Origin of the sequence: Paenibacillus sp. DS2015 (assembly GCF_050433705.1) — a bacterium.
Classification (GTDB): Bacteria; Bacillota; Bacilli; order Paenibacillales; family Paenibacillaceae; genus Paenibacillus_AQ.
This window is the reverse complement of sequence record NZ_JBNPWS010000018.1, coordinates 89637-115010: the sequence shown is the minus strand read 5'-3', so window position 1 is coordinate 115010 and position 25374 is coordinate 89637. Positions and strand designations below refer to the sequence as shown.

General features: G+C 41.7%; 25 protein-coding genes. All 25 read right to left on the bottom strand.

The annotated features are described in order from the left end of the window. Positions 1-169: 169 nt before the first annotated feature. The 25 genes from J2T13_RS16330 to yfmH all read right to left on the bottom strand — a co-directional run bounded on the left by J2T13_RS16330 (position 170) and on the right by yfmH (position 25341). Positions 170-1168 carry an acryloyl-CoA reductase gene (locus J2T13_RS16330; protein ID WP_429373093.1) on the bottom strand — a complete coding sequence of 333 codons (999 nt, stop codon included), beginning with the start codon at positions 1166-1168 and terminating at the stop codon, positions 170-172. Positions 1169-1259: 91 nt separating this feature from the next. Continuing rightward, a complete protein-coding gene (locus J2T13_RS16325; protein WP_429373091.1) occupies positions 1260-3566 on the bottom strand; it encodes a thiamine pyrophosphate-dependent enzyme in 2307 nt (768 codons plus the stop codon). Between the two features lie 22 nt (positions 3567-3588). Then, positions 3589-4596, bottom strand: a complete 1008-nt coding sequence (locus J2T13_RS16320) for a 2-oxoacid:acceptor oxidoreductase family protein (protein ID WP_429373123.1) — start codon at positions 4594-4596, stop codon at positions 3589-3591. 297 nt (positions 4597-4893) lie between these two features. Beyond that, the gene (locus tag J2T13_RS16315) at positions 4894-6348 is read right to left on the bottom strand and encodes a nicotinate phosphoribosyltransferase (RefSeq protein ID WP_429373089.1); all 1455 of its coding nucleotides are present in this window, start codon (positions 6346-6348) and stop codon (positions 4894-4896) included. 64 nt (positions 6349-6412) lie between these two features. Next, positions 6413-6958: a cysteine hydrolase family protein gene (locus J2T13_RS16310; RefSeq protein ID WP_429373087.1), complete on the bottom strand. Its 546-nt coding sequence runs from the start codon at positions 6956-6958 to the stop codon at positions 6413-6415. Between the two features lie 36 nt (positions 6959-6994). Then, a complete protein-coding gene (locus J2T13_RS16305; RefSeq protein ID WP_429373085.1) occupies positions 6995-7777 on the bottom strand; it encodes an NUDIX domain-containing protein in 783 nt (260 codons plus the stop codon). 84 nt (positions 7778-7861) lie between these two features. Then, complete coding sequence (locus J2T13_RS16300; protein ID WP_429373083.1) at positions 7862-8263, bottom strand: PaaI family thioesterase; 402 nt, start codon at positions 8261-8263, stop codon at positions 7862-7864. A gap of 94 nt (positions 8264-8357) precedes the next feature. Next, positions 8358-8771 carry a RicAFT regulatory complex protein RicA family protein gene (locus J2T13_RS16295; protein WP_429373121.1) on the bottom strand — a complete coding sequence of 138 codons (414 nt, stop codon included), beginning with the start codon at positions 8769-8771 and terminating at the stop codon, positions 8358-8360. 55 nt (positions 8772-8826) lie between these two features. Continuing rightward, the gene (gene miaB / locus J2T13_RS16290; protein WP_429373081.1) at positions 8827-10374 is read right to left on the bottom strand and encodes a tRNA (N6-isopentenyl adenosine(37)-C2)-methylthiotransferase MiaB; all 1548 of its coding nucleotides are present in this window, start codon (positions 10372-10374) and stop codon (positions 8827-8829) included. Between the two features lie 191 nt (positions 10375-10565). Continuing rightward, entirely contained in the window at positions 10566-11138 is a 573-nt protein-coding gene (gene pduL, locus J2T13_RS16285; protein WP_429373079.1) for a phosphate propanoyltransferase, read from the bottom strand. Between the two features lie 184 nt (positions 11139-11322). Next, positions 11323-12303, bottom strand: coding sequence for a dipeptidase (locus J2T13_RS16280; RefSeq protein ID WP_429373077.1), 981 nt, complete (start codon positions 12301-12303; stop codon positions 11323-11325). A 140-nt stretch (positions 12304-12443) separates the two neighbouring features. Then, the gene (locus J2T13_RS16275) at positions 12444-12704 is read right to left on the bottom strand and encodes a stage V sporulation protein S (RefSeq protein WP_068534754.1); all 261 of its coding nucleotides are present in this window, start codon (positions 12702-12704) and stop codon (positions 12444-12446) included. Between the two features lie 94 nt (positions 12705-12798). After that, positions 12799-13593, bottom strand: a complete 795-nt coding sequence (locus J2T13_RS16270; RefSeq protein WP_429373119.1) for a TIGR00282 family metallophosphoesterase — start codon at positions 13591-13593, stop codon at positions 12799-12801. Positions 13594-13659: 66 nt separating this feature from the next. After that, entirely contained in the window at positions 13660-15201 is a 1542-nt protein-coding gene (gene rny / locus J2T13_RS16265) for a ribonuclease Y (RefSeq protein ID WP_429373117.1), read from the bottom strand. Positions 15202-15520: 319 nt separating this feature from the next. Further along, complete coding sequence (locus tag J2T13_RS16260) at positions 15521-16279, bottom strand: regulatory protein RecX (protein WP_429373075.1); 759 nt, start codon at positions 16277-16279, stop codon at positions 15521-15523. A 177-nt stretch (positions 16280-16456) separates the two neighbouring features. Continuing rightward, complete coding sequence (gene recA, locus J2T13_RS16255; protein WP_429373115.1) at positions 16457-17518, bottom strand: recombinase RecA; 1062 nt, start codon at positions 17516-17518, stop codon at positions 16457-16459. A 229-nt stretch (positions 17519-17747) separates the two neighbouring features. Then, on the bottom strand, positions 17748-19013 hold the full coding sequence (locus J2T13_RS16250) for a competence/damage-inducible protein A (RefSeq protein ID WP_429373073.1): 1266 nt from the start codon (positions 19011-19013) through the stop codon (positions 17748-17750). A gap of 387 nt (positions 19014-19400) precedes the next feature. Then, the gene (gene pgsA / locus J2T13_RS16245; protein ID WP_429373072.1) at positions 19401-19988 is read right to left on the bottom strand and encodes a CDP-diacylglycerol--glycerol-3-phosphate 3-phosphatidyltransferase; all 588 of its coding nucleotides are present in this window, start codon (positions 19986-19988) and stop codon (positions 19401-19403) included. Positions 19989-20202: 214 nt separating this feature from the next. Beyond that, a complete protein-coding gene (locus J2T13_RS16240; RefSeq protein ID WP_429373070.1) occupies positions 20203-20694 on the bottom strand; it encodes a YajQ family cyclic di-GMP-binding protein in 492 nt (163 codons plus the stop codon). 135 nt (positions 20695-20829) lie between these two features. Beyond that, the gene (locus tag J2T13_RS16235; RefSeq protein WP_429373068.1) at positions 20830-20991 is read right to left on the bottom strand and encodes a hypothetical protein; all 162 of its coding nucleotides are present in this window, start codon (positions 20989-20991) and stop codon (positions 20830-20832) included. An 80-nt stretch (positions 20992-21071) separates the two neighbouring features. Next, a complete protein-coding gene (locus tag J2T13_RS16230) occupies positions 21072-22019 on the bottom strand; it encodes a RodZ domain-containing protein (RefSeq protein ID WP_429373066.1) in 948 nt (315 codons plus the stop codon). 20 nt (positions 22020-22039) lie between these two features. Then, complete coding sequence (locus tag J2T13_RS16225; RefSeq protein ID WP_429373064.1) at positions 22040-22807, bottom strand: DUF3388 domain-containing protein; 768 nt, start codon at positions 22805-22807, stop codon at positions 22040-22042. Between the two features lie 181 nt (positions 22808-22988). After that, a complete protein-coding gene (locus J2T13_RS16220; protein ID WP_429373062.1) occupies positions 22989-23243 on the bottom strand; it encodes a DUF3243 domain-containing protein in 255 nt (84 codons plus the stop codon). A gap of 101 nt (positions 23244-23344) precedes the next feature. Continuing rightward, positions 23345-24073 carry an elongation factor P 5-aminopentanone reductase gene (gene ymfI / locus J2T13_RS16215; protein WP_429373113.1) on the bottom strand — a complete coding sequence of 243 codons (729 nt, stop codon included), beginning with the start codon at positions 24071-24073 and terminating at the stop codon, positions 23345-23347. 38 nt (positions 24074-24111) lie between these two features. Then, complete coding sequence (yfmH, locus tag J2T13_RS16210) at positions 24112-25341, bottom strand: EF-P 5-aminopentanol modification-associated protein YfmH (RefSeq protein ID WP_429373111.1); 1230 nt, start codon at positions 25339-25341, stop codon at positions 24112-24114. Positions 25342-25374 lie beyond the last annotated feature (33 nt).

Sequence of the window (25374 nt, the reverse complement as noted above, 5' to 3'; positions counted from 1 at the left end):
TTCGCCATACGCAGGTATCCTAGCTACGAAGGTGGCTTGGTCCCTCCTTCGGTTGGACTTTCACCAACTAGATAATGCGTGCCTCTGGGCACGCCGCCACACAAAAAAGGAACCTCATGGAGGTTCCCCTATATATATGCTCATTCCAACTCTTTTAGTACTCCATGTATTAACGATTCAATGTAATCAGTGTTCGTCCTACAGCCCCACCCTGCAAAATAGTCTCCAACACAGAAGAAAGACCCTCAAGTGGAACCTCTGTAATCCCTTGCTGAAGTGCAGTGACGGGTTTCCAGTCCGTAGCCAACTTATTCCAAATCGCCTGTCTGCGATCCATTGGACAGTTAACAGAGTCTATACCTAACAATTGTATACCACGTAGAATAAATGGATAGACCGTATGATCAAATGACGCACCACCTGTCAGCCCAGATAATGCCACACTTCCACCATACTGTAAGCTTTTTAATATTCCAGTGAGTTGCGCTCCTCCTACAGGATCTATCACCCCAGCCCAGCGTTCTTTAGCTAGAACTCCTTTAACTGGAGCTTCAATATCTCCCCTAGTCACAACTGCGGTTGCTCCCAATTGCTTCAGGAAGTCTGTGTATTGATCCGCTTTTCCTGTGCTTGCTACAACTTCAAATCCAAGCCTAGCCAGAATAGATACTGCTATACTACCTACACCCCCAGTAGCTCCCGTGACCAACACAGGCCCCTGCTCCACTTTGAGACCATTGTGCAGGAGCTGATCTACAGATAAAGCTGCCGTAAATCCAGCTGTCCCAATGCTCATCACTTCTCGCGAAGTTAAGCCCTCAGGGAGCGCAACGAGCCACTCACTATTCAGTCTTGCATAACCACTGTATCCCCCATAGTGAGATACTCCAAGACCATAACCTGTACACAGAACAGAATCGCCCACCATAAATTTAGGGTTGCTTGATTCCACAACTGTTCCAGCTAAATCTATACCGGGTATGAACGGATATGTGCTTACAATTCTTCCGTTCGCTGAATTCGCTAATCCATCCTTATAATTAACGCCCGAATACTCAACTTGGACTGTCACGTCCCCCTCGGGTAATTGATTTAGTGCTACTGTCTCGACTCCACTCCGAAATCCTTGCTCATCGTTATGGATCATAAATGCCTGAAATTTATCCATCCTAAACCTTCCCTTCTAGAAAAAGAAGATCCCGTCCATCTAAGGGAGGTGATCTTCTTAATTATGTCACTAAATATATTACTATTTGTCCCTACAAATAAGGGTTATCGTGTTTAGCTTTCAATACATGCCAACGACGATGGACTTCTCCTTGAAAACTTTCATATGCAGCTTCGTTCTCAGGCTTGAGTAGATGTTTGGTTTTACCCATCCATTTCAACCATTCCCGGAGTTCAATCTGCTTATTCTTGTCTTCTGGATTGTAGGTAATTTGGGTGCAACCCTGTTCCACCTCATATAGTGGAAAGAAACAAGAGTCTACCGCAGCGCCCACGATCTGCGTACCTTCATTATCGTTGGATAACCAATTTAGTGGACAAGCTATTAATATTTTACCATACACTAATCCTACATGTTGCGCATACCATTGCGCCTTAGCCGCCTTCTTCACTAAATCTTGCGGGAATGCTTCAGAACCTGTAAATACATAAGGAATATTCGTCGCAGCCATAATCTGTGCTGTATCTTTATGATGCGTTGTTTTCCCTTGCTGTGTCGATCCCAGATTCGATGTAGAAGTTCGATTACCCATAGGTGTAGAGTAGGATTGTTGCGCACCAGTGTTCATATAACCTTCATTATCATACTCAATAATAATCATCTTATGATTGCGAAGTGCTGCACCAATCGCCGGTCCCATGCCGATATCCATTCCTCCGTCACCTGTAACCATGACAAATGTGAAGTCATCCTGTAAACCTAAATGTTCTAATTCACCTCGTCGTTTGCGCTCCCAGAACATCTCCACAACACCCGACAAGGTTGCTGCACCATTCTGAAATAAATTATGAATATATGTTGCCTTATGAGCAGAGTATGGATATCCCGTAGTTACAACCATGGCACAACCTGTGTGATACAATGCGATAATATCACCTTCAATGCCTTTAAAGAACGTTTCGAGTCCCGAAAAAATACCGCACCCAGGACAAGCACCATGTCCAGGAGCGAGACGTTTAGGTTTCTTCGTCAATGAACGAAGAGGGGGAATACGCACACTCAACTTTCCGGTTGCCTCATCCTTCTTTACAGTAATAAGACCTGTTTTCAAATCCTCAAACTTCATCGGCTTCAATACTCTCTTAGGTGCTTTGTCAGGTTCTCCTACGGTATGACCATAATAATCAAAAGGAACCTCAACTTTGCCCTTAGCAGCAGCCTCTATCGCTAATTCAAATAGATGGTGACCATCCTCAGCGTAAAACTCCTTACCCCCAAGTCCAAAAATCCGGCTAATCACTTGCGTTGTGCTATTACCATAGGTAAATAATGCTGCCTTTATTTCATTGACCATATTTCCACCATGGGCACCATATGAATCAGCACGGTCTCCTACTGTTATGGCTTTGACATGCTTAAGAGCTTCGGCTATTTCCTTCTGTGGAAAAGGGCGAATCATATTCGGTGCTATGGAACCCGCCTTAATCCCCTGACTGCGAAGCTGGTCTACGACATCCTTAATAATTTCTGAGGCAGAGTTCATTAGAAATACGGCCACTTCAGCATCTTCCATTTGGTACATATCCAACATGTCATACTGCCGCCCCGTCAATTGCTCATATTCGCGGGAAATAACCTCAAACACCTCACCAGCACTATACATGGCCTGAGATTGTTGATATCGATTATTAATGTAGTCAGGTTCATTCATATAAGGACCGACCGTAATCGGATTCTCTCGATCTAACGTATCTGGAAAGCCTGCTGGTGGTTTTTCTCCAACGAACTTCAGAACATCAGCTCGATGAGCAAATGCTTGCACACGGCGCTTTTGGTGAGATGTAAAGTATCCATCCGAAGCGACCATGACGGGTAAGCGAACATCTGGATGTTCTGCAAGTTTCAGTGCGATCAGGTTCATATCATATACAGCCTGTGGATCACGACACATTAAAATTGGCCAACCTGTATTCAAGGCAAAATACAAATCAGAATGATCTCCATGTATATTAAGAGGACCTGAAATGGATCTACAGACAAGATTCAAAACCATCGGGAAACGTGTCCCTGACTGCACTGGCATCTGTTCCAGCATGTACATGTAACCGTTAGCACTTGTTGCATTAAACACTCGACCGCCCGCCGTAGAGGCCCCATAACAGATACCAGCCGAGCTATGTTCTCCATCTGAAGGGATCAACTTGATATCATGCTGTCCGTTAGCTTTCATTAAATCTAGAAACTGTGCGACCTCAGTCGATGGGGAAATTGGAAAATACCCCATTACATGATAATTGATCTGATGTGCCGCATAAGCAGCCATTTCATTCCCTGATTCATATACATACACTTGCTCGACCTTCGAGCTCCCTACTTCTTGTTCATAATCGATAGCCATCCTTATATTCCTCCCTTCATTCCTAATCCGTTACTAAGTCGAATTGATGTTTTACCCCTTGCTCATCGGCAGCGCCTTCTATTTCAAGAATACCTGATAGAGCATCGGTTGGGCAGGCCTCAATACATTTCAGACATCCTTTGCAATACTGAAAATCGATACCTTGCAGGAACATTTGTGGCCGTCCCTTTTTATCTGGTTTCTCTTCCCATACAAAACAAAAGTCAGGACAAACCGTGTCACATTGAGCACAATGAATACATTCATCCACAGCAAAGACAGGCATCATACCTGAACGTGAAATACTGAGGTTCTTTAAGAAGCTGTTCCCCGGATTGGTAATCACACCCCCGATAGACTGTGTTCCGTAACCTAATACAGGCACGTCTGAACGTACGAACTCAGGCATAGACTGTCCCTCTTGCAGAACAAATTGTTGAATTACCACTTCCTGATAACCACGCTCAAATGTATTTAGGGCCGAAGCCACACTTTGTGGATACTTCTTCTCAAGTGATTTGCGAATAACTTCCTTCATTGTCCCCGGATCTAAGAATGGACAGAATCGGAACATCGCACCTAACATCGCCATATTCACACGGTTTTTCTCGTTTAGAGCAATCCCTGTGGCATCAATAATAGCCACTGTTCCTCCTAACATCTTCAACTCATTTTTTATTTGTTCGGGTGATTTTTGTGAATTAATTAGAACGATGCTATCTTCATATATTCCGCTAGTCACATTCACTGTCTTCGCTAATGCCTCATGAAAGATACTGACAACATGTGGTCGCTCAACAGGAGAAGTATCACGAATAGGTGTCGTCAAATCGCAAAAACGAATATGTGCCTTTACCGGGGAACCCTTCTTCTCTGAACCATAAGATGAGAAGCTAACACCATTCAGCCCCGCTCCCTCAACACCAGCTTCAGCTAGCATTTTCCCAGCAAGGTTTGCTCCTAGACCTCCGATCGATTCCAAGCGAATCTCGAAGAAGCCTAGCTCATTTTTTTTGGGCAAATGTACCACCGACATGACCCCTTTCAGCTATAATTTCTACAATCATTATTCTTCCATTTAACGTAATATCTCAAATTTTAGATATGAAGAATATCATATCCGAGCACTCACAATAACTTTTATCACCCTCCATATTCTCACCACAGCAACATGACACAGCATGACAAGCTATTGTCGAATGCCGCATCATTCTGCCATCTCCTGCGCTTTCCCGAGAAATAATTAACTTTCTTCTAGTTGCAAAAAAAAAGCATGTCACTCACCCATACAGGGGAAGTAACATGCTTTGCAATCTTATCTTATCTCTTAAATATCTTCTTCTTGCATATACTCTGCCATCATATTTTTCTTCAGTTCCCAAACTTCATGACTAATGTTGACACGATAAATTTCCGGATTCAACTTACGTAAATATTCAGGCCAGAACATGTTCATTTGCTCTACATGATAGCTACGTATTTCTTCAAGTTTAGGCAATGTATATACCTGAAGCCCATCAACAAAGATCGGTTCTAACATAGGCGTAGCTTCATAGTTGCGAACACTCTTTTGTAAATAAGGATGCTGCGGATTAAATAATGTAATTTTTCTACCATCGCTAGGTTGTTCTTCCCCAGGGAAACAAATATAATCAGCTAGTGCTTTCTGACTGACTTTATCGATAATACGATAGACTTCCTTCTTACCTGGTGTGGACACCTTCTCTGGATTAGCAGAAATTTTGAGCGTAGGTGTCATGATTCCATCTATATCCCGCTCTACAAGCTTGTATACTCCACCTAATGAAGGTTGATCTGAAGCGGTAATAAGCTGGGTTCCAACGCCCCATATATCAATTCGCGCTCCTTGAGCTTTCAAATTCAGAATGGTATTCTCGTCTAAATCATTGGAAGCAACGATTTTGACATATGGCAAGCCCGCTTCATCTAACATTTCACGAGCCTTAATGGAAAGATAAGCCAAGTCACCACTATCTAAACGAATCGCACTCATTTTCTTACCGATAGACTCCAGCTTTTTGGCTGTATTGATCGCATTTGGAACACCACTTTTTAGCGTATCAAAAGTATCCACAAGGAGTGTAACTTGATCAGGAAGTACTTTAGCATAAGCATCAAAAGCCTCTTGCTCCGTTTTGAAACTCTGTACCCATGAATGTGCATGCGTTCCCTTGGTTGGGATCCCAAACTTCTGACCCGCTAACATATTCGATGTAGCATCGAAGCCAGCGATATAAGCAGCTCGCGCTCCCCATACCGCCGCATCTGCCTCTTGAGCTCGTCTAGTCCCGAATTCCAGTAACGTATCTTGACCGGCAACCTGCTTGATTCTTGACGCCTTCGTCGCAATCAAAGTCTGGAAATTCATAAAGTTAAGAAGAGCAGTCTCAACCAATTGGGCTTCCATCATGGTACCCTCTACTCGTATAAGTGGCTCACTAGGAAAGACTAGCGCCCCTTCCTTCATCGAATGAATCGTTCCACGGAAATGAAACTGTCTCAGCTCTTCAAGGAATCCAGAATCATAATTCTCTTCCTGTTCAGATAAATATCTGATATCTTCCTCTGTAAATCTAAGGTTCGCAATGTAATGAACAATTCGTTCGAGACCTGCAAATACGGCATATCCATTCCCAAATGGCAACTTGCGAAAATAAGCTTCAAATACGGCTTTACGTTTGTGTGTTCCTCCGTACCAATGTGCATACATCATATTAATTTGATATTTATCGGTGTGTAATGCTAGACCCATTGTTTGCATAACTGATTTCTCCCCTTGTCTTTGAGCCAAGGCAGCATTGTTATAGAAGATGAACCGAAGTACATCAGCTTTGACTACTGATCACGCGTGCTCCAAGACTTCCTTTGAAATGCTGCAATGCCCATTCATGTCCATTCGGATTGAAACTAGCTACAGCATCCTCAAACACTGTTACATGATATCCTTTGTTATAAGCATCAACGGCGGTATGTAAGACACAAATATCTGTACACACCCCCATCAAATATATATCCTTAATCCCTCGTTCTTGAAGCTTGATGTCGAGATCAGTTCCACAAAAAGCACTATATCTCGTTTTGTCCATCCAATAAATACGCTCTTGATGACGATGGTATACATTCGCTAATTCTCCATAAAGATCTCTTCCCCGTGTCCCTCTGATATTGTGTGGCGGAAAAAGAGCAGTCTCCGGATGATAAGGATCATTCTCCTCGTGCAAGTCAACAGCCATCACTACGAAATCACCTTGATCTACATAATTCTGAGTTATCGTTGCTATCGTATGCTGAATAGCTATACCTGGCTCTCCTACAGGAAGATTGCCTTCCACAAAATCATAGGTGTAATCAATCACGATCAGTGCATTCATTACGCTCACTCCTCACAGAATTAGATCGACGATAGGTTACGTATAGATCGATAATAGGGGTACATTATCCGTAAACATATACAATTGTGCTGAACGTTGTGAATATTGATTCGAACTAAGCTTCTTCCCAGATTCATCTTTCACTTCTTCCAGAATACCTTCCCGACTACGGGTTGAAGTTATCTTCCGAATAAAGTTAGGCTCCTTAAATTCAGGAACCACGGTCTGAATGACTTGATACAACTCACTTAACGTGAAATGCTCGGGCAAAAATTGCTTAGCAATGGTCGTCTGTAGCATCTTTTGCTGAATTTTAACATACGCATCACGAATAATTTCACGATGATCAAAAGCAAGCTCCAGTTGCTCTAGCGCTTCTTCAATACCAAACAACCCTACTTCTTCAGCATCATCTGCCGCTTGCCCATGCTCAAGCATCCACTCTTCTACAAGAGCAAAAAAAGCGTTGCTAATAATCCAGCCGCGTGGATCTCTACCAGGCTGACTATATACACCTAAATATTCTAGATGTCCTCCGTCCACCCCAGTCTCTTCCTTAAGCTCTCGCTTAGCTGCATCGTATATAGATTCACTTTCCTTGCAGAAGCCCCCAGGAAGTGCCCACATGCCTGCACAAGGCCAAGCTTTGCGGCGAATTAACATCACCTTTAGTTCTCGGATCGGTAATGTCTTCGTAACCGTCTTGCGCTCCCGTTTCGTAAGTGTGAACATCACAATATCTGCCGGTACTCCGTCGGGAGTTCGATAATTTTTAGCGCTATACTTTTCCTGTTGATTATCCTTATTATCCATTCTCATCACCACATAATATTCTATTTGATATTATCATTATGATATATTAATGAAATTTGTCAAGTGATATACGTAATTATTTTCCATTGACTATCGCCGAATGACGACTCGGAACGTTCCTGTTGCTATACAACCTAATGTTCCCTCACTATTGTGGACACGAGCTTCAACGGTTAAACTGCGGCCCGCTTCATGAAGAACAACGGCAGTAACGATTAATCGCCCTTCTGTCATTGGCGCTAAGAAATGAACATTTAGATTCGTTGTTACCACATTATCTATATTCTTCTTAGCCGTTGCAACCATTCCCATAGTCTGATCCATTAAGGAAGTTAATACTCCGCCATGTACAATGCCCATAGAGTTCAAATGATGTTTCTTAGCCTCTAATGCAATCTTAACTTCCTTAGCATCACCCGATATAAATTCACATCCTAGAAATCCCCAGAATGTATCTTTACCATTTGCTATCATGCTTTCTAGTCCATCCATGATGTTATCCTCCATTACTCATCTATATATATCGACAACGTGGTTTAATTCAACAAAAAGGCGCGGATATAGTATCCGCAACCCTGTTTGTTTATTATCCACAATTGGTCGGAGGTGAGTCTGTGCCCACTTCCACATTCACTTTCTCAGATACCGTATCTCGAATGACAGAAATGACTAATTGAAGTAAGTAGTTAATATCCGTCTGAGACTGTTGAAATTCCACTACGATGGGAATGCCATCAATTTCATCTTGGTATTCGGCAATTTCACGTTCGATCTTAGCAACCATTTCTTTATTTTGAAAAGATTCAAAAGCAACAATTTCCTTTTGTTTCTTCTTCATCACTACAATCAAGTCTTGAACCCGCTGATGGTTACGAATTTTTTCTTCGGCTTGCTGGAACTGCTGAACTTCTTCACTACCCGAAATGAGATCCGCTAATTCTTTGGCCTTAGACATAATATCTTCTTGAATAACTAAATCCTTGGTATCATATGACATCATGCCATATTTATTTACATGACCTTGTTCTTGTGACAAGACTATCACTCCTATTTCATCAATTAACTGCTACAGACTCCATAATTTCACCTTTAATATACCATGTCATTGCATCACTTATTTTCACCTGAACGATGGAGCCTATGAGATCACTGCTTCCCTCAAAATGAACCAGTTTATTGCTGCGTGTTCTTCCGGCTAGAACAGAAACATTATTCTTACTCTCACCTTCTACAAGAACCTCTACGACTTGTCCACACATTTTCTCATTGTTCATGCGACTATTATCTTTAATTGCTTCGTTTAGACGCTGTAGGCGTACCTTCTTCACTTCCATCGGCACATTGTCTTCCATAATAGCCGCTGGCGTCCCTTCCCGAGGGGAATAAATGAAGGTAAATGCAGAGTCAAAACCAACTTCGTGAACTAAAGTCATTGTATCTTCAAACTGCTCGTCAGTTTCACCAGGAAAACCTACGATAATATCTGACGTTAATCCAACATTAGGAATGGCTTCTTTTATTTTGCCAACAAGCTCTAGATAGCTCGCACGGGTATACTTACGACTCATTTTTTTCAATATTTCTGTACTACCTGATTGAACAGGTAAGTGTATATGTTCAACTAAGTTACCACCTTTGGCAAGGACTTGAACGAGTTGGTCATCAAAGTCTCTCGGATGTGACGTCGTAAACCGAACTCTAGGAATATCAATCCCGCGGATATCATCCATCAGATCAGCGAAACTATATGTAATATCACTAAAGTCCTTACCGTACGCATTTACATTTTGCCCGAGAAGTGTCACTTCTTTAAAGCCTTGCCGAGCCAAATCTCTTACTTCTGCAATGACATCTTCCGGACGACGACTGCGCTCTTTACCTCGCGTGAATGGAACGATACAGTAGGTACAGAATTTATCACATCCATACATAATGTTAACCCAAGCGCGCATACCCTCGCGTTTTTTCGGTAAATTCTCAATGATATCGCCTTCTTTGGACCATACATCAACCACCAATTCCTTACTAAACATCGCTTCTTTAATAAGATGAGGCAGTCTATGAATATTGTGAGTACCAAAGATCATGTCGACAAAGCCATGCTTTTGTAAAATACGATTAACGACATTCTCCTCTTGCGCCATACAGCCACACACACCTAGTAACAGGCTCGGCTTTTCTGTCTTAAGGTGCATTAAATGACCGAGTTCACCAAATACTTTATCCTCGGCATTCTCACGAATCGCGCAAGTGTTCATCAGAATAATATCCGCGACTTTACGATCTTCCGTACTACGATACCCCATCTCCTCTAGCAGGCCCTTCATGGTCTCAGTATCGTGTTCATTCATTTGGCAGCCAAAGGTATAGATTATATAATATTTGTCCTCTCCGATGCCTCTCAGCTCGTCTGGGACGGCATTGCCGTACAGAACCTGTACGTCTTGTTTACCTCGTTGTTTTTCTTGTCTATGGTTAGGCTCCGATATAATGTTGATTTCCCGGCCTTTAATTCGAATTTTCTTACCAAACTCATCTTCAGACAACACTTTAGCATCTGAGAAATCAAAATATTTAGAGTAATCTTTACTTTGTTTAGTCATACTTTCAGTCACTCCTTCAATTCCGTTGAGGAAATTCCAACCTCCATTAAAAGGCATTACGATAAATTATACCATGAATTAGATGGCATTTCTAGCGCGTCTCTTTCGCTGTATAACATCACAAAAAAAGCAGGAGAATGATTCTCCTGCTCTCAATAACCTGCTATTTTTAACAAATCGTATTCTAGTTATTATTCAACAATTTCTACTGTATCGCCATTCTTAGCTCCAGCAGCATTCGCCTCGTCCGTATCAATATGCATATCAAGTGCGAACGAATCGGATACACGTGCAACAACATTTTCAAGCACTAATCCGCGTTCTCCGCCAAGACGAACTTTCAATAATTGCTTATCTTTGATACCCCATGCATCAGCATCTGAAGTATGAAAATGAATATGGCGAGCGGCTACGATTACACCTTGATCAAGTGTTACTTCACCAGCAGGTCCTTTAATTGTAATTCCTGGTGTTCCTTCAATGTTTCCCGACTCGCGAACAGGTGCCTTCACTCCAATGGCGAAAGAATCAGTACGAGAAATCTCTAATTGAGAGGCTGGACGCGCAGGTCCTAGAATTCTAACTTTATCAAATTGACCCTTAGTTCCAATAACAGCTACGGTTTCATTCGCTGCAAATTGCCCTGGTTGGGATAATGGCTTAAACTCTGTTAATTGGTAGCCTTGTCCAAACAAAGCTTCCACGTGCTCTTGTGTAAGGTGTATATGTCTAGCAGACACACCTAAAGGTACTGTTTTACTCATCTAAATACACTCCTTATTTTCTCTGTAATCAATATTATGCCGACATCAACATCCATTATACATCCTTTTATCCCAAAATAAAAAGGCGCTCTCCTATTGAGAGCCCTTAAATTTCATCATATTCTCGCTTCTGTTACAGGATTGTCAATTATATAGATTGAGCTAAAGTTCTCCGCTCCTACGATCACTCGATCAAGCTTTTTGGGACTCCACTAGGTCTCTCAGGTAAATGTTGTTCCAAAAAGGTTAAAGCATTCCCCGAGATCCAAGCTGTAACTTGTGCCTCTGTGTAATGTTGTAGCAGTAGTTCAACAAAATCAGGATATTGACCCGGATGTTCAAGTCCATGAATCCAAGTATCGATCCCATCAAAATCAGAACCGAACATAAGATGTTTCTCTGCACCTAGACTACACATATGCTCAATATGATACAGAATATCCTCAGACTTCACGGTAGCATCCCCGCTTTTCACAAACCAAGGAACAAAAGTTAGACCCATCCGCCCATCCAAAGCGATGATGGCTTTAATCTGTTCGTCCGTTAAATTACGAGGGTGATCACATATAGCATAAGCATTGGAATGTGAAGCAATAAAGGGCCTTTGTGTTAACTCCACTAACTCCCAGAAGCCAGCCGTTGATAAGTGGGACACATCAAGCAACATCCCCATCTTATGGCATAAGTCTATCAACTCTCTCCCCTTCGCAGTAAAGCCCCCGTTTCTTTGTTCTAGAATGCCATCTGCAGCCCAGTTCGCATAATTCCAAGTCACACCGAGAAAGCGCACACCTAATTCAAAAGCAGTCTTAACATAAAATAAGTTACCTTCCAGTCCATCCGCTCCCTCAATCGAAAGCATTCCCCACAGACTTTTGGGGTCTCGAACCTGCTCCACTTCATCCTTCCACCTAAGCCACTGCAGACCATCACCCGTGGGCAACACACGGTTACGAAAAATATCGATCCCATTTAATATATATTCAAATCGTGGCTGTCCCCAATGCTGTGACAAATAGATGGCAAAACATTGCAGACCGATACCTCCTTGTTGCATCCTTTCATAAGTGATGTCTAACCTAGCATCATCCAAGAAGGATATCTCTGCGTTCTCCGTCATTTTATTCAGAACATCACAATGTAAATCCACCCAACGTGATGGCATTCCTTTGCTCCCTTCCGTCCAGCACTTAAATTTCATGCAAAAAACCTGTCTACTTCTGAAAGAATGAATGAATTCCGCCTTCAAAACGAATTCTTCCTTCAGCTTAAGTAAACAGGTCTAATTCAACGTGACAACCCTTCTCATCTAGGTTCAACGATTAATTTAATCGCCGTGCGGTCTTCACCATCAATCACAATATCAGTAAAGGCTGGAATGCAGATCAAGTCGACTCCGCTAGGTGCTACGAATCCCCGGGCAATGGCTACTGCTTTTACAGCTTGATTCAGTGCACCAGCTCCAATCGCTTGCAATTCAGCCACGCCTCGTTCACGCAGAACTCCAGCAAGTGCCCCTGCAACCGAATTGGGATTGGATTTAGCTGAAACTTTTAATACATCCATAGTAATATCCTCCCCTGGGTATGAATGGCTCGCTTCCACATACATACTTAGATGTTATTCAGAGGAGAGAAAAAAATACCTTCTTTTTGTAATCCTATTCCATAATCCATTCATCTTCGCGTAAACGAATCTTCTCTATCTTTGTAGCTTTACCTGTTGACTCGTCAATTTGAACGAACACCCCATGGAAATGCCATTTACCGGTATCTACAACAAATCGTACAGGGAGTTGTGTCTCAAATTTACGTAAAACAGCCTCGCGCTCCATCCCCAGTATACCTTCCTTAGGTCCTACCATACCTGCATCCGTTAAATATGCAGTACCTTGTGGAAGAATCGTATCATCATTACTTTGCACGTGTGTATGGGTACCTACTACTAGGGATACACGTCCGTCTAAATGCCAACCCATAGCAATTTTCTCTGAGGTAGCTTCTGCATGGAAATCAACTAAGATACATTTATGCTTTTTACGCAGTTCCTCGACAATTTCATCACTTTTACGGAATGGACAATCTATAGCTGGTAAAAAGGTTCGACCTTGCAGGTTAACAATTGCCAATTCTTTACCGTTGGCTTTAATGACGGTATGTCCAAGTCCTGGCGTTCCCGGTGGAAAATTAGCAGGGCGTACCATTCTCGGCTCATCATCAATAAACTCGAATATATCCTTATTATCCCACGTATGATTACCCATAGTAATCCCATGGACTCCCCAGTTATAGAAATCATTTGCGATAGATTCTGTTATTCCTCTACCTGCAGCAGAGTTTTCTCCATTAGCAATAATAATATGTGGATTGTACTTGGATTTTAATACAGGAAGTAGGGACTTGAGTGCTTTTCTACCTACTTCACCTACGATATCACCAATAAATAAAACGTTAATAATAAATCTCCTCCTTGTATAAACAATATGAAAAGTGGCCCCAATGTGGCCACTTTTCATATTTACCTATTTCGCGTATTCAACAGCTCGCGTTTCTCGAATGACAGTAACTTTAATGTGTCCCGGATAATCAAGTTCATTCTCGATCATCTTCGTAATGTCACGTGCCAAGCGGAAGGACTCTGCGTCATCAATCTTCTCAGGTTGTACCATTACGCGGACTTCGCGTCCAGCTTGAATGGCAAAGGATTTCTCTACACCTTCGAATGATTCTGCAATTTCTTCCAGCTTTTCAAGACGCTTGATGTAAGTCTCCAGTGTTTCTCTGCGTGCCCCTGGTCTTGCTGCTGATAATGCATCTGCTGCACCAACAAGCATAGCGATGACAGAAGTAGCTTCGACGTCTCCATGATGGGAGGCGATACTGTTGAGAACTACTGGATGCTCCTTGTATTTCTTCGCCAGTTCCACGCCAATTTCAACGTGTGACCCTTCCACTTCATGATCTAGCGCTTTCCCGATATCATGCAATAATCCGGCACGTTTCGCCAATACAATGTCTTCTCCGAGCTCTCCAGCCATCAATCCTGCCAAGTAAGCAACTTCCATTGAATGCTTGAGGACGTTCTGACCATAGCTTGTACGGAATTTCAATCGTCCCATGATTTTGATCAAATCAGGATGCAGACCATGAACACCAACCTCGAAAGTAGCTTGCTCACCGTACTCACGGATTCGTTCATCAACTTCTTTACGAGACTTTTCTACCATTTCCTCAATACGTGCAGGGTGAATTCGTCCATCTGCTACCAGTTTCTCTAGTGCAGTACGAGCAATTTCACGACGAATTGGATCAAATCCCGATAGAATTACAGCTTCCGGCGTATCATCAATAATGAGGTCAATTCCGGTAAGGGTTTCAAGCGCACGGATATTACGACCTTCGCGTCCAATAATCCGTCCTTTCATTTCCTCATTCGGCAGTGTTACGACAGAAACAGTTGTTTCTGCAACATGATCGGCGGCACAGCGTTGAATAGCAAGCGTAATAATTTCACGTGCTTTTCTATCCGCTTCTTCTTTCGCTTGTTGCTCAATGTCTTTAATCATTTGTGCTGTCTCATGACGAACTTCTTGTTCCACATTGGTCAAAATAATGCTCTTCGCATCTTCTGTTGTCAAGTTGGATATTCTCTCTAATTCAGTCACTTGAGTTTTATAAATGGTATCAATTTGTTGCTGTGTCTCTTCAATTCGTTTCTCTTTGTTCGCCACTTGTTCTTCTTTACGTTCTAATGATTCAATTTTCTTATCCAGCGATTCTTCTTTTTGCAATAGTCTACGTTCCTGCCGTTGCGTTTCATTCCGGCGTTCACGAGTCTCCTTTTCAGCTTCAGTGCGGATTCTATGGACTTCGTCCTTAGCTTCCAGAACTGTTTCTTTCTTCAATGCTTCTGCTTCCTTCTTCGCGCTCTCCACGATTTGTACGGCAGCTTCTTCGGCACTGGAGATTTTAGCTTCTGCAATAGATTTGCGAATAAAATAACCAACGAACCCAAAGATTGCAGCTACAACGAGAACGATCAATATCCAGATCCAGGTTTCTATCAACCCGTCCACCTCCTCGTTGGTTCCTCCAAGGCATTCCTTGGGAATTCTGTAGTTGTCCTTCTTTTCTTCTACACATACTCATCATACCACTAAACGGACACACGTTCTTCATTTGTACACTTTCACAACTGTACAAAATCCACCATACACTGGCTTTAAATGTATTCATATAAATTAGGAAAATAAAATCTTTCATAAAAGACAACCTTTTTTGGAAGGAAAAAGGCCCCTTAATGAGTTCGACTTATTTTCATTTTAGTATTTGTGAAAAGATATTGTCAAGAGAATGCGTTCTATCACTTCCAAACTTCTTCTGTTAATCAAACATTACATCATCTTCATCGCTATCCTGTAAATCATCTTCTTGAACCATTTGCTGAAGGACACGTCTAACCTGATCACCTGAAAACCCACGACGCATAAGGTAAGAACCCGTTTTCCGTTTCTTTTCTAGTCCCTCACCTTTGGTCTGATTCCACTTCTTTCTTCCTATGGTCAGAGCACTATTATATTCTTGTTCAGCGCTTACACTATCGAGCGCTTCAGAGATCAAAGATTTGTCTATCCCCTTTTGTCTCAATTCTTGTCGAACCCATGCTTTCCCCTTACGCTGGCTCATGATACGCTGCTCAGTCCATTGCTCAGCATACATAGCATCATTTAGTAGCCCCTCCTGTGTTAGGCGTACTAGAACCTCCTCTATTACGTTGTGCTTTGCCCCCTTCTGTTGCAAACGAATACTTATTTCTTTGCGGGTTCTTGCTTTACGCTCTAAATATTTCAGTCCTTGTACATAAGCTTGTTGCTTCTCATTAGCGAGGACAATTTCTTCTAACTCATGCTTCCAGAATACATTCCCCTTGATCATACGATATTTGATCATCACATCTTCATGGATAGATAATACATGTTCTCCAAAAGAAATTAAATACCGATATCTCTGCTTAGGCTCACGTTCAACCCCTGTAATTATTAATTCTATATGATCTGGGAAAAGAGAGACCCCTCCCACTTCTTCATCTTGCTCCATATCATCGTACACATCACTCACGCTTGCAATCCCTCTCTTCATCATTAAAAATAGAACACTACTAGAGTAAACAAATTTAAGTTTCCCATAAAACGTATCCATTTACCGATTCATTATTATAAAATGTATGCTTTCCAATACTTCAAATAAAAGGCGCCCTATAGGATAAACTCCAGGGCGCCTTTCATAAATTAATCAGATCAGACTGATATATTCTAGAATTTATTCTATCTCCAATAGTTCCTGTTCTTCTAGCTCTTCTTCCTCTAGTTCCTTCGTTGTAGGAATTACAACAGCACTCATAAGGTTGCTAGCTGCCCGAATCTTGTTCTCTACGACATCAGATATCTCTGGATGATCCCTGAAGAACTGCTTCGCATTCTCACGACCTTGACCTAAACGCTCACCTTCATAGGAATACCAAGCGCCACTCTTGTTAATGATATCTAAATCTGTACCGATATCTACAATACTTCCTTCTTTAGAAATCCCTAACCCATACATCATGTCAATATCCGCTTGTTTAAACGGCGGAGCTACTTTATTCTTCACGACTTTGATCTTAGTGCGATTCCCTATGATGTCATTACCATTCTTAATACTTTCCACTCGACGTACATCTAAACGAATTGTGGAGTAGAACTTCAATGCCTTACCACCTGGAGTCGTTTCAGGATTACCGAACATAACCCCAATTTTCTCACGAAGCTGGTTAATAAAGATCGCCGTAGTCTTAGACTTACTAAGAGCCCCAGACAATTTCCGTAGAGCCTGAGACATCAAACGAGCTTGTAAACCCATATGGGAATCCCCCATCTCGCCTTCAATCTCCGCTTTCGGTACCAAGGCTGCTACAGAGTCAATAACAATAATATCCACAGCACCACTGCGTACAAGAGCCTCTGCAATTTCCAATGCTTGCTCACCCGTATCCGGTTGGGATAGAAGCAATTCATCGATATTAACTCCTAGGTTGCTAGCATATTTAGGATCTAACGCATGTTCCGCATCGATAAAAGCAGCTTGTCCTCCAGCTTTCTGAGCCTCAGCGATAGCATGAAGAGCTACAGTTGTTTTACCGGAAGATTCAGGTCCGTACACTTCAATAATCCGTCCTCTTGGAAATCCTCCAACCCCTAATGCAATATCCAAAGCTAACGATCCACTGGAAGTAACTTCCACTTGCATATGAGTAGATTCACCTAACTTCATAATTGAACCCTTACCGAATTGTTTTTCTATTTGACGAAGCGCTACTTCTAGCGCTGCACGACGATCTGACAATATACTCACATCCTTCTTCAACGTTTATATTTATAATAATACCTTGTTTCGGATCGTTTGCCAAGCATTTTCTCGAACATACATTCGTTTTTTTTGTAGAACCATACCCCTCCTCGTATTGCCACAAGTTCGCGATATAGAAAAAGAACCGCAGCAACAATGGCTACGGTTCTTCCGTTACAAATCATTATACGCCTATTCACATGAATCCTTCAACTTATGTCTATATCTACGACAACTGCTCACTTAACACGATCGTTCTCCATAGACGATAGAGCAAACTCTTGACCGTGCGATGACGAATAGAGTCTCGATTACCATTTAGATTAAGCTCATGAACCTCCGTTTTTTTACCTCGTTGAGCAATCGCAACATATACGAGGCCTACTGGTTTTCGTTCCGAATACGCTGGACCCGCAACTCCCGTAATTGAAAGTCCAAAATCTGTATCTCCGATCATCCGAACCTGTTCAGCCAACACTTCCGCTACTTCAGCGCTAACCGCCCCTGGGGCGTCTTCACCTTCAAGTAGATCATGAGGAACATTCAGCAACTTCTCCTTCAACTGATTAGAGTAGCAGACAATACCACCCAGAAACACAGTAGCGCTCCCTGGGACGGATGTAATGCGCTCCATAAGTAGTCCGCCTGTACAACTCTCTGCAGCACTGAACGTTAGCCCACGGTCAGTCAGAAGGTCTACAATCGCTTTCTCGATGGGTACATCTTCACTCGCATATAAGTGGTCTGGAAGTAATGCTTGAATTTGTGCTTCTAAAGCATCCAATTTAATCATCGCTTCTTTTTTACTTGGTGCTTTAGTAGAAATTCTAACTGTTACCTCCCCCTCTTTAGCGTAGGGAGCGATCGTAGGATCATTCTGGTTGTTAATTAGATCTAAAAGGCGCTCCTCTAATGCTGATTCACCGATCCCAGCAAATTTCAGCATCGTTGAGTATATAGGCATTTCATTAGTTAAAGCGTGCTGCAAGAGCCACCGTTTAGCTTCATCTTGAAACATAGGCTTCATCTCTTTAGGGGGGCCAGGAAGAACGATGTAATATTTCCCTTCATGTGAAATGGCATTACCTACAGCTAGTCCTGTTGAATTCGCTAGAGGAGTGCTCCCTTCAATAACCAGTGCTTGCCTACGATTATTCTCAGTCATGTGAATCCCCCGTTGTACGAAGAAGTTGTCCACATGTTCCATTGCAAGTCGGTCTATATGTAATGTACGACTCAATAAAGCAGCCAATGCATCTTTCGTCAAATCATCTTGTGTAGGCCCAATGCCACCTGTCAGTATAATAATATCTGCACGCTGGCGCGCCAATTCAAGCGACTCCTGAAGTCTTGACATATTATCACCGACTACCGTCTGAAAATACACATCGATCCCCATCGTAGCTAATTCTTGTGATAGAAATTGCGCGTTGCTATTCACAATCTGGCCTAGTAAAAGCTCCGTACCTACTGCAATAATCTCTGCCTTCATAATATGGCGACCTCCATGAGCGTATTATTTATGTGACTTTGCTTGAAAGAAAAGACAATAGGAGTTCATCCTATTGTCTTTTCAAACTGTGTTTAAGAGGTTGTTCAAAAAGTCATCTTTTGATCACGAAGCATATCAAGAGGCCTAATCGACGTCGAAGATTGAATTCAGCCGGTCTTAGCGTATGCTTTCGAAGTATGTTTCCTTCGGAAACATTTTAGGTACTGTAGGTACTGCAAGCGAATGCTTCCGAAGTCGTTTTTACAAAAACGTGCAGCTCCGCTCCTCACTCCCTTGCTTCATCCAATCTTCTGAGGCGTTTCAAAGAAACGCAACATCGTAAGCATACACTTTAGTGCTGAAAAGTCGACTTTTTGAACTCGCACTTTAACTATTCGAGAGGTTAAGCAGCGATTTATTCTTAATAAAATAATCAACTCCCGAATAAAGAGTGATCAAGGCAGCTGCCCATGTCACAATGACATCAAAGGGTACATTGATGAATTCAAATGGAAAGTTATTAATAAGCATCAAAACGATGGCTACAATTTGTACAACTGTCTTTACTTTACCCCAGTAACTAGCAGCAACTACCTTGCCCTCTAAGAGAGCTACTTGACGAAGCCCTGTAACTGCAAATTCACGGCTAATAATGATGACTGCAATCCAACTATCGCACTTTCCCATCTCCACTAAAGAGATCAGAATTGCTGCCACAAGTAATTTATCTGCCAGTGGGTCAAGTAACTTACCTAAATTTGTAACCATATTATGCTTACGTGCAAGAAAGCCATCAATCCCATCCGTACTCGCGGCAATGATGAAAATAATCGCTGCTATGAGTTGATTGTAAGGTAATTCATATGAATACCATCTCAAAGGTGAGGGATAGAAACCAAAATCAACTAACAGAAACACCATCATAATGGGAATCAAACAAATTCTTGCTATTGTGATACGGTTAGGCAAATTCACAGAATGACCTCCTCGAATCCACCAAGTATTTCAGAGCATCTACGTGTGTAATTATGACTCTCTCTGTCATTTATTCATGCATCCCCCAATGATTAAAAACCCATTATCCCTAAGTAATACTCACAATTATAATATACGCGTTTGTAACCTGTCAAAAAGACAACTAGACTACTGTCAATCTACGCTTGAGTCATGTCTTCATGAGAAACTAAAATTACTTCACGTTAGTAAATTGCAGGTCTAATGAAAGATCCGCTTTACGCAATAATTGAATGATGCCCTGTAGGTCGTCTTTACTTTTACCCGTTATACGAATTTGGTCCCCTTGGATCTGGCTCTTGACTTTCAGTTTAGAATCACGAATCAAAATATTGATTTTCTTAGCATTTTCATGATCTATTCCTTGCTTCAGTGTCAGTCTTTGCCGAACGGTCCCCAGAGAGGCAGGCTCTATTTTACTATAATCTACATTTCTCAGTGATAAACCACGTTTAATCATTTTGGTCTGAAGAATGTCAATGACAGCATTTAGTTTATACTCATCGTCTGAAATAATGACGAGTGTATCTTTGTCTAGCTTCAGACTACTTTTACTGCCTTTGAAATCAAATCTTGTTTCAATTTCTTTTTCCGCTTGTGTTATAGCATTAATCATTTCCTGTAAATCAAATTTGGATACAATATCGAATGAATTTTCAGAACTCATTGTTCCACGCCCTTTCTTTCTAAACATCTACGTAGTCATAATATATGATTCTTACATTGAAGTCTAATCAGCAAAAAAGGTACTCCCGTGAGAACCTGCCTCATGTGTAGGAATACCTTTTCTAAAGTAAGTGATTTATTTACTACGGGACGGATCTCTAAACATATCAAGTATCCCTAAGACAATGTGCGCAAGTCCATACCCTAGAATTCCATAGCCCCAAGCATGGGGGGTTAGATAATAACCAAGGAGGCTTACAATGATCCCCAAGGTAATTACAATCCAGCTGACTGTCATGGTCATACCTCACTTCATCGAAAGTAGAAAAGACTCCAGCCTTATGTAGCTGATCTTATTCTTTCCCTCCGTGAGGTTCCTTATTCGCCAGTTACTGGAGTACTTGCTTCGGGTTGACCCATTTTCAACAAAATCCGTGATGTAGCCTTACCATCGGTAACCGTCTGTCCTCCAACCGTTATATCAGTCGCTTTGGAGTAACCCGACTTGATATACAGACCTTGACTATCTAGATCATAAGACAGGGTATCCCCATCTTTAGTATTGTCAAAGAACAGCTTCTCACCCTGCGAATTTTCTCCTCGGTACACTTCCAGCCAACTTTGACCCGTTGCTTTAATTTCCACTTGAACCTTGCTTCCCTCTGGAGCAGCTACTTTAAAAATTGTATTTTTTCCGCTTTTACCATCTTCGGTAACTGTTACACTCTGAGGTTCCTGCTCTGGCTCCGGTTCTACAACGGGTTCTTCCTCTCCAGGAGTCACTACCGTATCATTACCCTCCGGTGTCGTCCCAGCCTCTCCTCCATTGCCTATAGGTGGTGTGACTTCAGTATCCTTAGGCTGGGTGGAAGGATCATTCTGCGAATCTGTAATCTTTTGTCCCGAATCCACAACCTTATTGGAATTAGGGGTATCATCTCGTGTTGATAAATAAACATAAATGACAACAACAATCAGTATCGGAAAAGTCCACATCAATACGGTAGATAACCATTTAACATTACGTTCCGAAGGGACCTTATTGCTCGAACGCTTCTGGATCACTGGTTCCATTGTGGATTCAGGCTGCAAGGATGACACATCCTGCTTATGCCCTTCTAATAGCTCATCTGGATTTAACCCTACTGTCTCTGCGTAAGTCTTAATAAAAGCTCTGACATAAAAAGTTCCCGGAAGAACTTTATAATCACCTGCCTCGATGGCTTCTAAATATCGCTTACGAATTTTTGTCATTTCTTGGACATCGTCCAAGCTCATTCCTTTTTCTAATCTGGCTTCTCTTAACTGCTGACCCAGTTCTGACATACCATCACCTCCTGTCTAATTTATAAATCGTCGGTATAAGTGCTGGTGAATGTATCATAAATAATTTCCTCACTAGGATTATTCCGAAGTTCAATAATGAACGTGAAATCATCAAACGTATATTCCGATTCCTTAACAAAAATATCGGGATGCTCAATCACCTTCGTACACGGCATATCCATAATATCTTGCAACAAATTGTAATGCTTCTCACTTGACCGAATTGTACTCACAATTCCATCAATAATAAAGACATTGTTTGGATTCATTTCATCCTCAGATAGCTGGCTTCGAATAGTCTGACGTAGCAATGTCGAAGACACAAAAGTCCAGCGTTTCATGGCACATACACTTCCAGCAATAATGGACTCTGTTTTACCAACGCGCGGCATTCCTCTAAGTCCAATAACCTGATTTCCCTCTTTCTTAAAGACTTCACCCAAAAAGTCCACTAATAAACCAAGTTCATCACGAGTGAAACGAAAAGTCTTGTGATCATCTGAATCCCTGTCAATGTAACGTCCGTGTCTGACAGCTAAAATATCAACAAGTTTAGGCGGTCTCAATGCAGAAACAGTTATACTATCCACCTTTTTGAGCATCTCACCCATCAGGAGAATTTTATCCTCGTCATCCGTTTCAAGGAGCATCCCTCGAGTTTCACCTTCCACGCCATTAATTGTCAGTATATTAACTTCCAGCATCCCGAGTAAAGAAGCAATATCTCCCAGTAACCCCGGACGGTTTTTATGTATCTTATATTCCATATACCATTGTTTGATTTCCAATTAAACACCTCATCTAACACATATTCGACAAAATAGACCTCTAACCCTTCGGGAGAGGCTCAAATCTTGATCGGTTTGAATAACGGGTCAAGTTAATGATATATAAAAAAAATATGAAAAACAAGGTCAACTCTGTAATCATTGTAGAAAAGCTCCCAAATGGGAGCTTTTCTCATGGTTGCTATACGTTTTTTTTGGCCAACTTCACCATTAGACGGGCGATTGTACGCCGTTCTTCTTTGTCACCAACTGACCATAGTTCTTTCAAGGCACGGTTGGAGGGGTTTTGTGGATCGACTTTTTCATCAAGGAAATCGCCGATTTCGTAGGCCAATTTAGATATGGTATCTTCATTCATACCCATCTTCTCAGCTTGCACCACACGTTCACCCAAGAACTTTTTCCATGTGTCAAAATTTCTGAGTACTGTTGACATCATTAAATCCTCCTTTGCTTGACGCATGAGATTTAAAATCAACAGTTGTAATATGACCTAATTCACTCTTCCTTATTCGAAAAAAAATGGAGAAGTTTCACCTAGGTAATCCATCCCCCATTAGGACTAATAATTTGCCCATTGATATAACTCGATTCAGGGAGTGCCAAGAAATAAACAAGTGACGAAATTTCATCGGGCCTAGCCAGTCTTCCCGCAGGAATTTCTTCCTCTAACATGCGTATTTCTTCCTGCTCTAGATGATCCATCATTGAGGTATCCACTGCACCAGGAGCTACTCCGTTAACCGTAATTCCTGATGGTGCAAGTTCCTTAGCCAACGCTTTAGTGAAAGCATTCACGCCACCTTTACTGGCTGAATACAGCACTTCACAAGAAGCACCCGAAATACCCCATACGGAAGAAATATTAATAATCCGTCCATATCGCTGAGAAACCATATACGGCATAAATTGTTGGGTACATAAGAACATGCTTTTTAGATTGATTGACATCACATCATCCCAAATCTCTTCCGTAACGTCAGCGAGAAGACCATAATGTGAAATACCCGCATTATTAACCAAAATATCCGGCATTAATCCATGACTTTCCAATTTCTCTCGTACTCTACAGATTTGATCCTTATCCTTCAAATCCGCAGTCACTGTCATTACCTTTGCCCCATGAGACATACATCGTCTAGCGACATCATTAGCCGCTTCATGGGAATTCATATAGTGTATGACTACATTCATACCGACCATTGCAAAACGCTCAGCAATAGCCGCTCCAATGCCTCTACTGGCGCCTGTCACTAGCACGGTCATCTCACCGATCGGCTTATTTCCGCCTGTACCTTGTTTATTCAAGGATTCACCACTAGCGACACAGCCATCTGCTCCCAATCGATATGTTCACATAAACGTTGATTAACATCCTCTAATGTAATCGATTCATACACATGGATGACATCAAAGAAGTCACTCCCCCGGAATTGATACTTCGTAAACTCATGCGCAATATTCTCAGCAGAATTTAGCATGCGCAAATAACCACCTATTTTCTTTTTGCGTGTACGTTCAAAGTCTGTTTCTTTAAAGCCACTTTTGATAATGATGTCTACTTCTTCTCGGATTCGTTGAAGCAACAAATCAGGATTTGGAGTATCTCCACCTACTGCAGAGAAGGCATATTGCGGTGAACTATTATATTCATGACCAAAACTGTCAGAAATAAGGTCTTCGTCATACAGCTTTTGATACAATGCCGTACTAGAGCCAAATAACAAATCCAGCATAATTTTGCTTATGAGATCCCGTCTCAATAATTCCTCACCTGTGAAATCAACCTTCTTTTCCTTAAATCCAAATAAACACTTAGGCATTGACACCGTTAGCTTGCTCTCACGAAGCTTCTCTGCTACACCTACTTGTTCTTGATCAAAGATTCGTTCAATACTACCTTGAGGCGTATACGACTTCTTCGCTTGGTTATTCCGTACAAGTTCAAATACTTCTTCTGGATTTACTCCACCTACTACAAATAACAACATATTGCTGGGATGATAAAAAGCGTGATAACAACGATATAGCGTTTCCTTAGAAATGGTAGCAATGGACTCCACTGTTCCTGCAATATCGATATGCACAGGATGAGACTTATACATGGCTTCAATTAGACCGAAATAAACGCGCCAATCGGCATTATCTTGATACATGTCAATTTCCTGACCAATAATGCCCTTTTCTTTCTCCACGTTCTGATCTGTGAAGTAAGGATTCTGAACAAAGTTAATCAAGGTCTCTAAATTATCTTCAATATTCTCAGTCGCTGAGAACAGATATACCGTTTGGTCAAAGCTGGTAAATGCATTCGCCGAAGCTCCTTGTGATGCATAAGTAGCGAAAATATCTCCCTCTGGCTCTTCAAACATTTTGTGCTCTAGAAAATGAGCAATACCATCAGGAACAACTATTTCATCCTCACCTTCTAAACGAAAATGATTGTCGACCGATCCATATTTCGTTGCGAACGTAGCATAAGTTTTATGAAAGCCTGGCTTTGGAAGAACATATACGCGCAGACCATTATCCATCACTTCAGAATATAATGTTTCTTGTAAATTATC

What these genes read in the sequence shown, in the direction of transcription:
- J2T13_RS16275 (WP_068534754.1), bottom strand. Translation starts at nt 12,704, where the DNA reads ATGGATGTATTAAAAGTTTCAGCTAAATCCAATCCCAATTCGGTTGCA.
- J2T13_RS16325 (WP_429373091.1), bottom strand. Translation starts at nt 3,566, where the DNA reads ATGGCTATCGATTATGAACAAGAAGTAGGGAGCTCGAAGGTCGAGCAA.
- J2T13_RS16250 (WP_429373073.1), bottom strand. Translation starts at nt 19,013, where the DNA reads ATGAAGGCAGAGATTATTGCAGTAGGTACGGAGCTTTTACTAGGCCAG.
- J2T13_RS16235 (WP_429373068.1), bottom strand. Translation starts at nt 20,991, where the DNA reads ATGACAGTCAGCTGGATTGTAATTACCTTGGGGATCATTGTAAGCCTC.
- J2T13_RS16295 (WP_429373121.1), bottom strand. Translation starts at nt 8,771, where the DNA reads ATGATGTCATATGATACCAAGGATTTAGTTATTCAAGAAGATATTATG.
- miaB (WP_429373081.1), bottom strand. Translation starts at nt 10,374, where the DNA reads ATGACTAAACAAAGTAAAGATTACTCTAAATATTTTGATTTCTCAGAT.
- J2T13_RS16260 (WP_429373075.1), bottom strand. Translation starts at nt 16,279, where the DNA reads ATGATGAAGAGAGGGATTGCAAGCGTGAGTGATGTGTACGATGATATG.
- J2T13_RS16305 (WP_429373085.1), bottom strand. Translation starts at nt 7,777, where the DNA reads ATGAGAATGGATAATAAGGATAATCAACAGGAAAAGTATAGCGCTAAA.
- J2T13_RS16310 (WP_429373087.1), bottom strand. Translation starts at nt 6,958, where the DNA reads ATGAATGCACTGATCGTGATTGATTACACCTATGATTTTGTGGAAGGC.
- J2T13_RS16230 (WP_429373066.1), bottom strand. Translation starts at nt 22,019, where the DNA reads ATGTCAGAACTGGGTCAGCAGTTAAGAGAAGCCAGATTAGAAAAAGGA.
- ymfI (WP_429373113.1), bottom strand. Translation starts at nt 24,073, where the DNA reads ATGACCGTGCTAGTGACAGGCGCCAGTAGAGGCATTGGAGCGGCTATT.
- J2T13_RS16315 (WP_429373089.1), bottom strand. Translation starts at nt 6,348, where the DNA reads ATGCAAACAATGGGTCTAGCATTACACACCGATAAATATCAAATTAAT.
- yfmH (WP_429373111.1), bottom strand. Translation starts at nt 25,341, where the DNA reads ATGGATAATGGTCTGCGCGTATATGTTCTTCCAAAGCCAGGCTTTCAT.
- J2T13_RS16280 (WP_429373077.1), bottom strand. Translation starts at nt 12,303, where the DNA reads ATGCCATCACGTTGGGTGGATTTACATTGTGATGTTCTGAATAAAATG.
- J2T13_RS16220 (WP_429373062.1), bottom strand. Translation starts at nt 23,243, where the DNA reads ATGTCAACAGTACTCAGAAATTTTGACACATGGAAAAAGTTCTTGGGT.
- J2T13_RS16240 (WP_429373070.1), bottom strand. Translation starts at nt 20,694, where the DNA reads ATGAGTTCTGAAAATTCATTCGATATTGTATCCAAATTTGATTTACAG.
- pduL (WP_429373079.1), bottom strand. Translation starts at nt 11,138, where the DNA reads ATGAGTAAAACAGTACCTTTAGGTGTGTCTGCTAGACATATACACCTT.
- J2T13_RS16300 (WP_429373083.1), bottom strand. Translation starts at nt 8,263, where the DNA reads ATGGATGGACTAGAAAGCATGATAGCAAATGGTAAAGATACATTCTGG.
- J2T13_RS16330 (WP_429373093.1), bottom strand. Translation starts at nt 1,168, where the DNA reads ATGGATAAATTTCAGGCATTTATGATCCATAACGATGAGCAAGGATTT.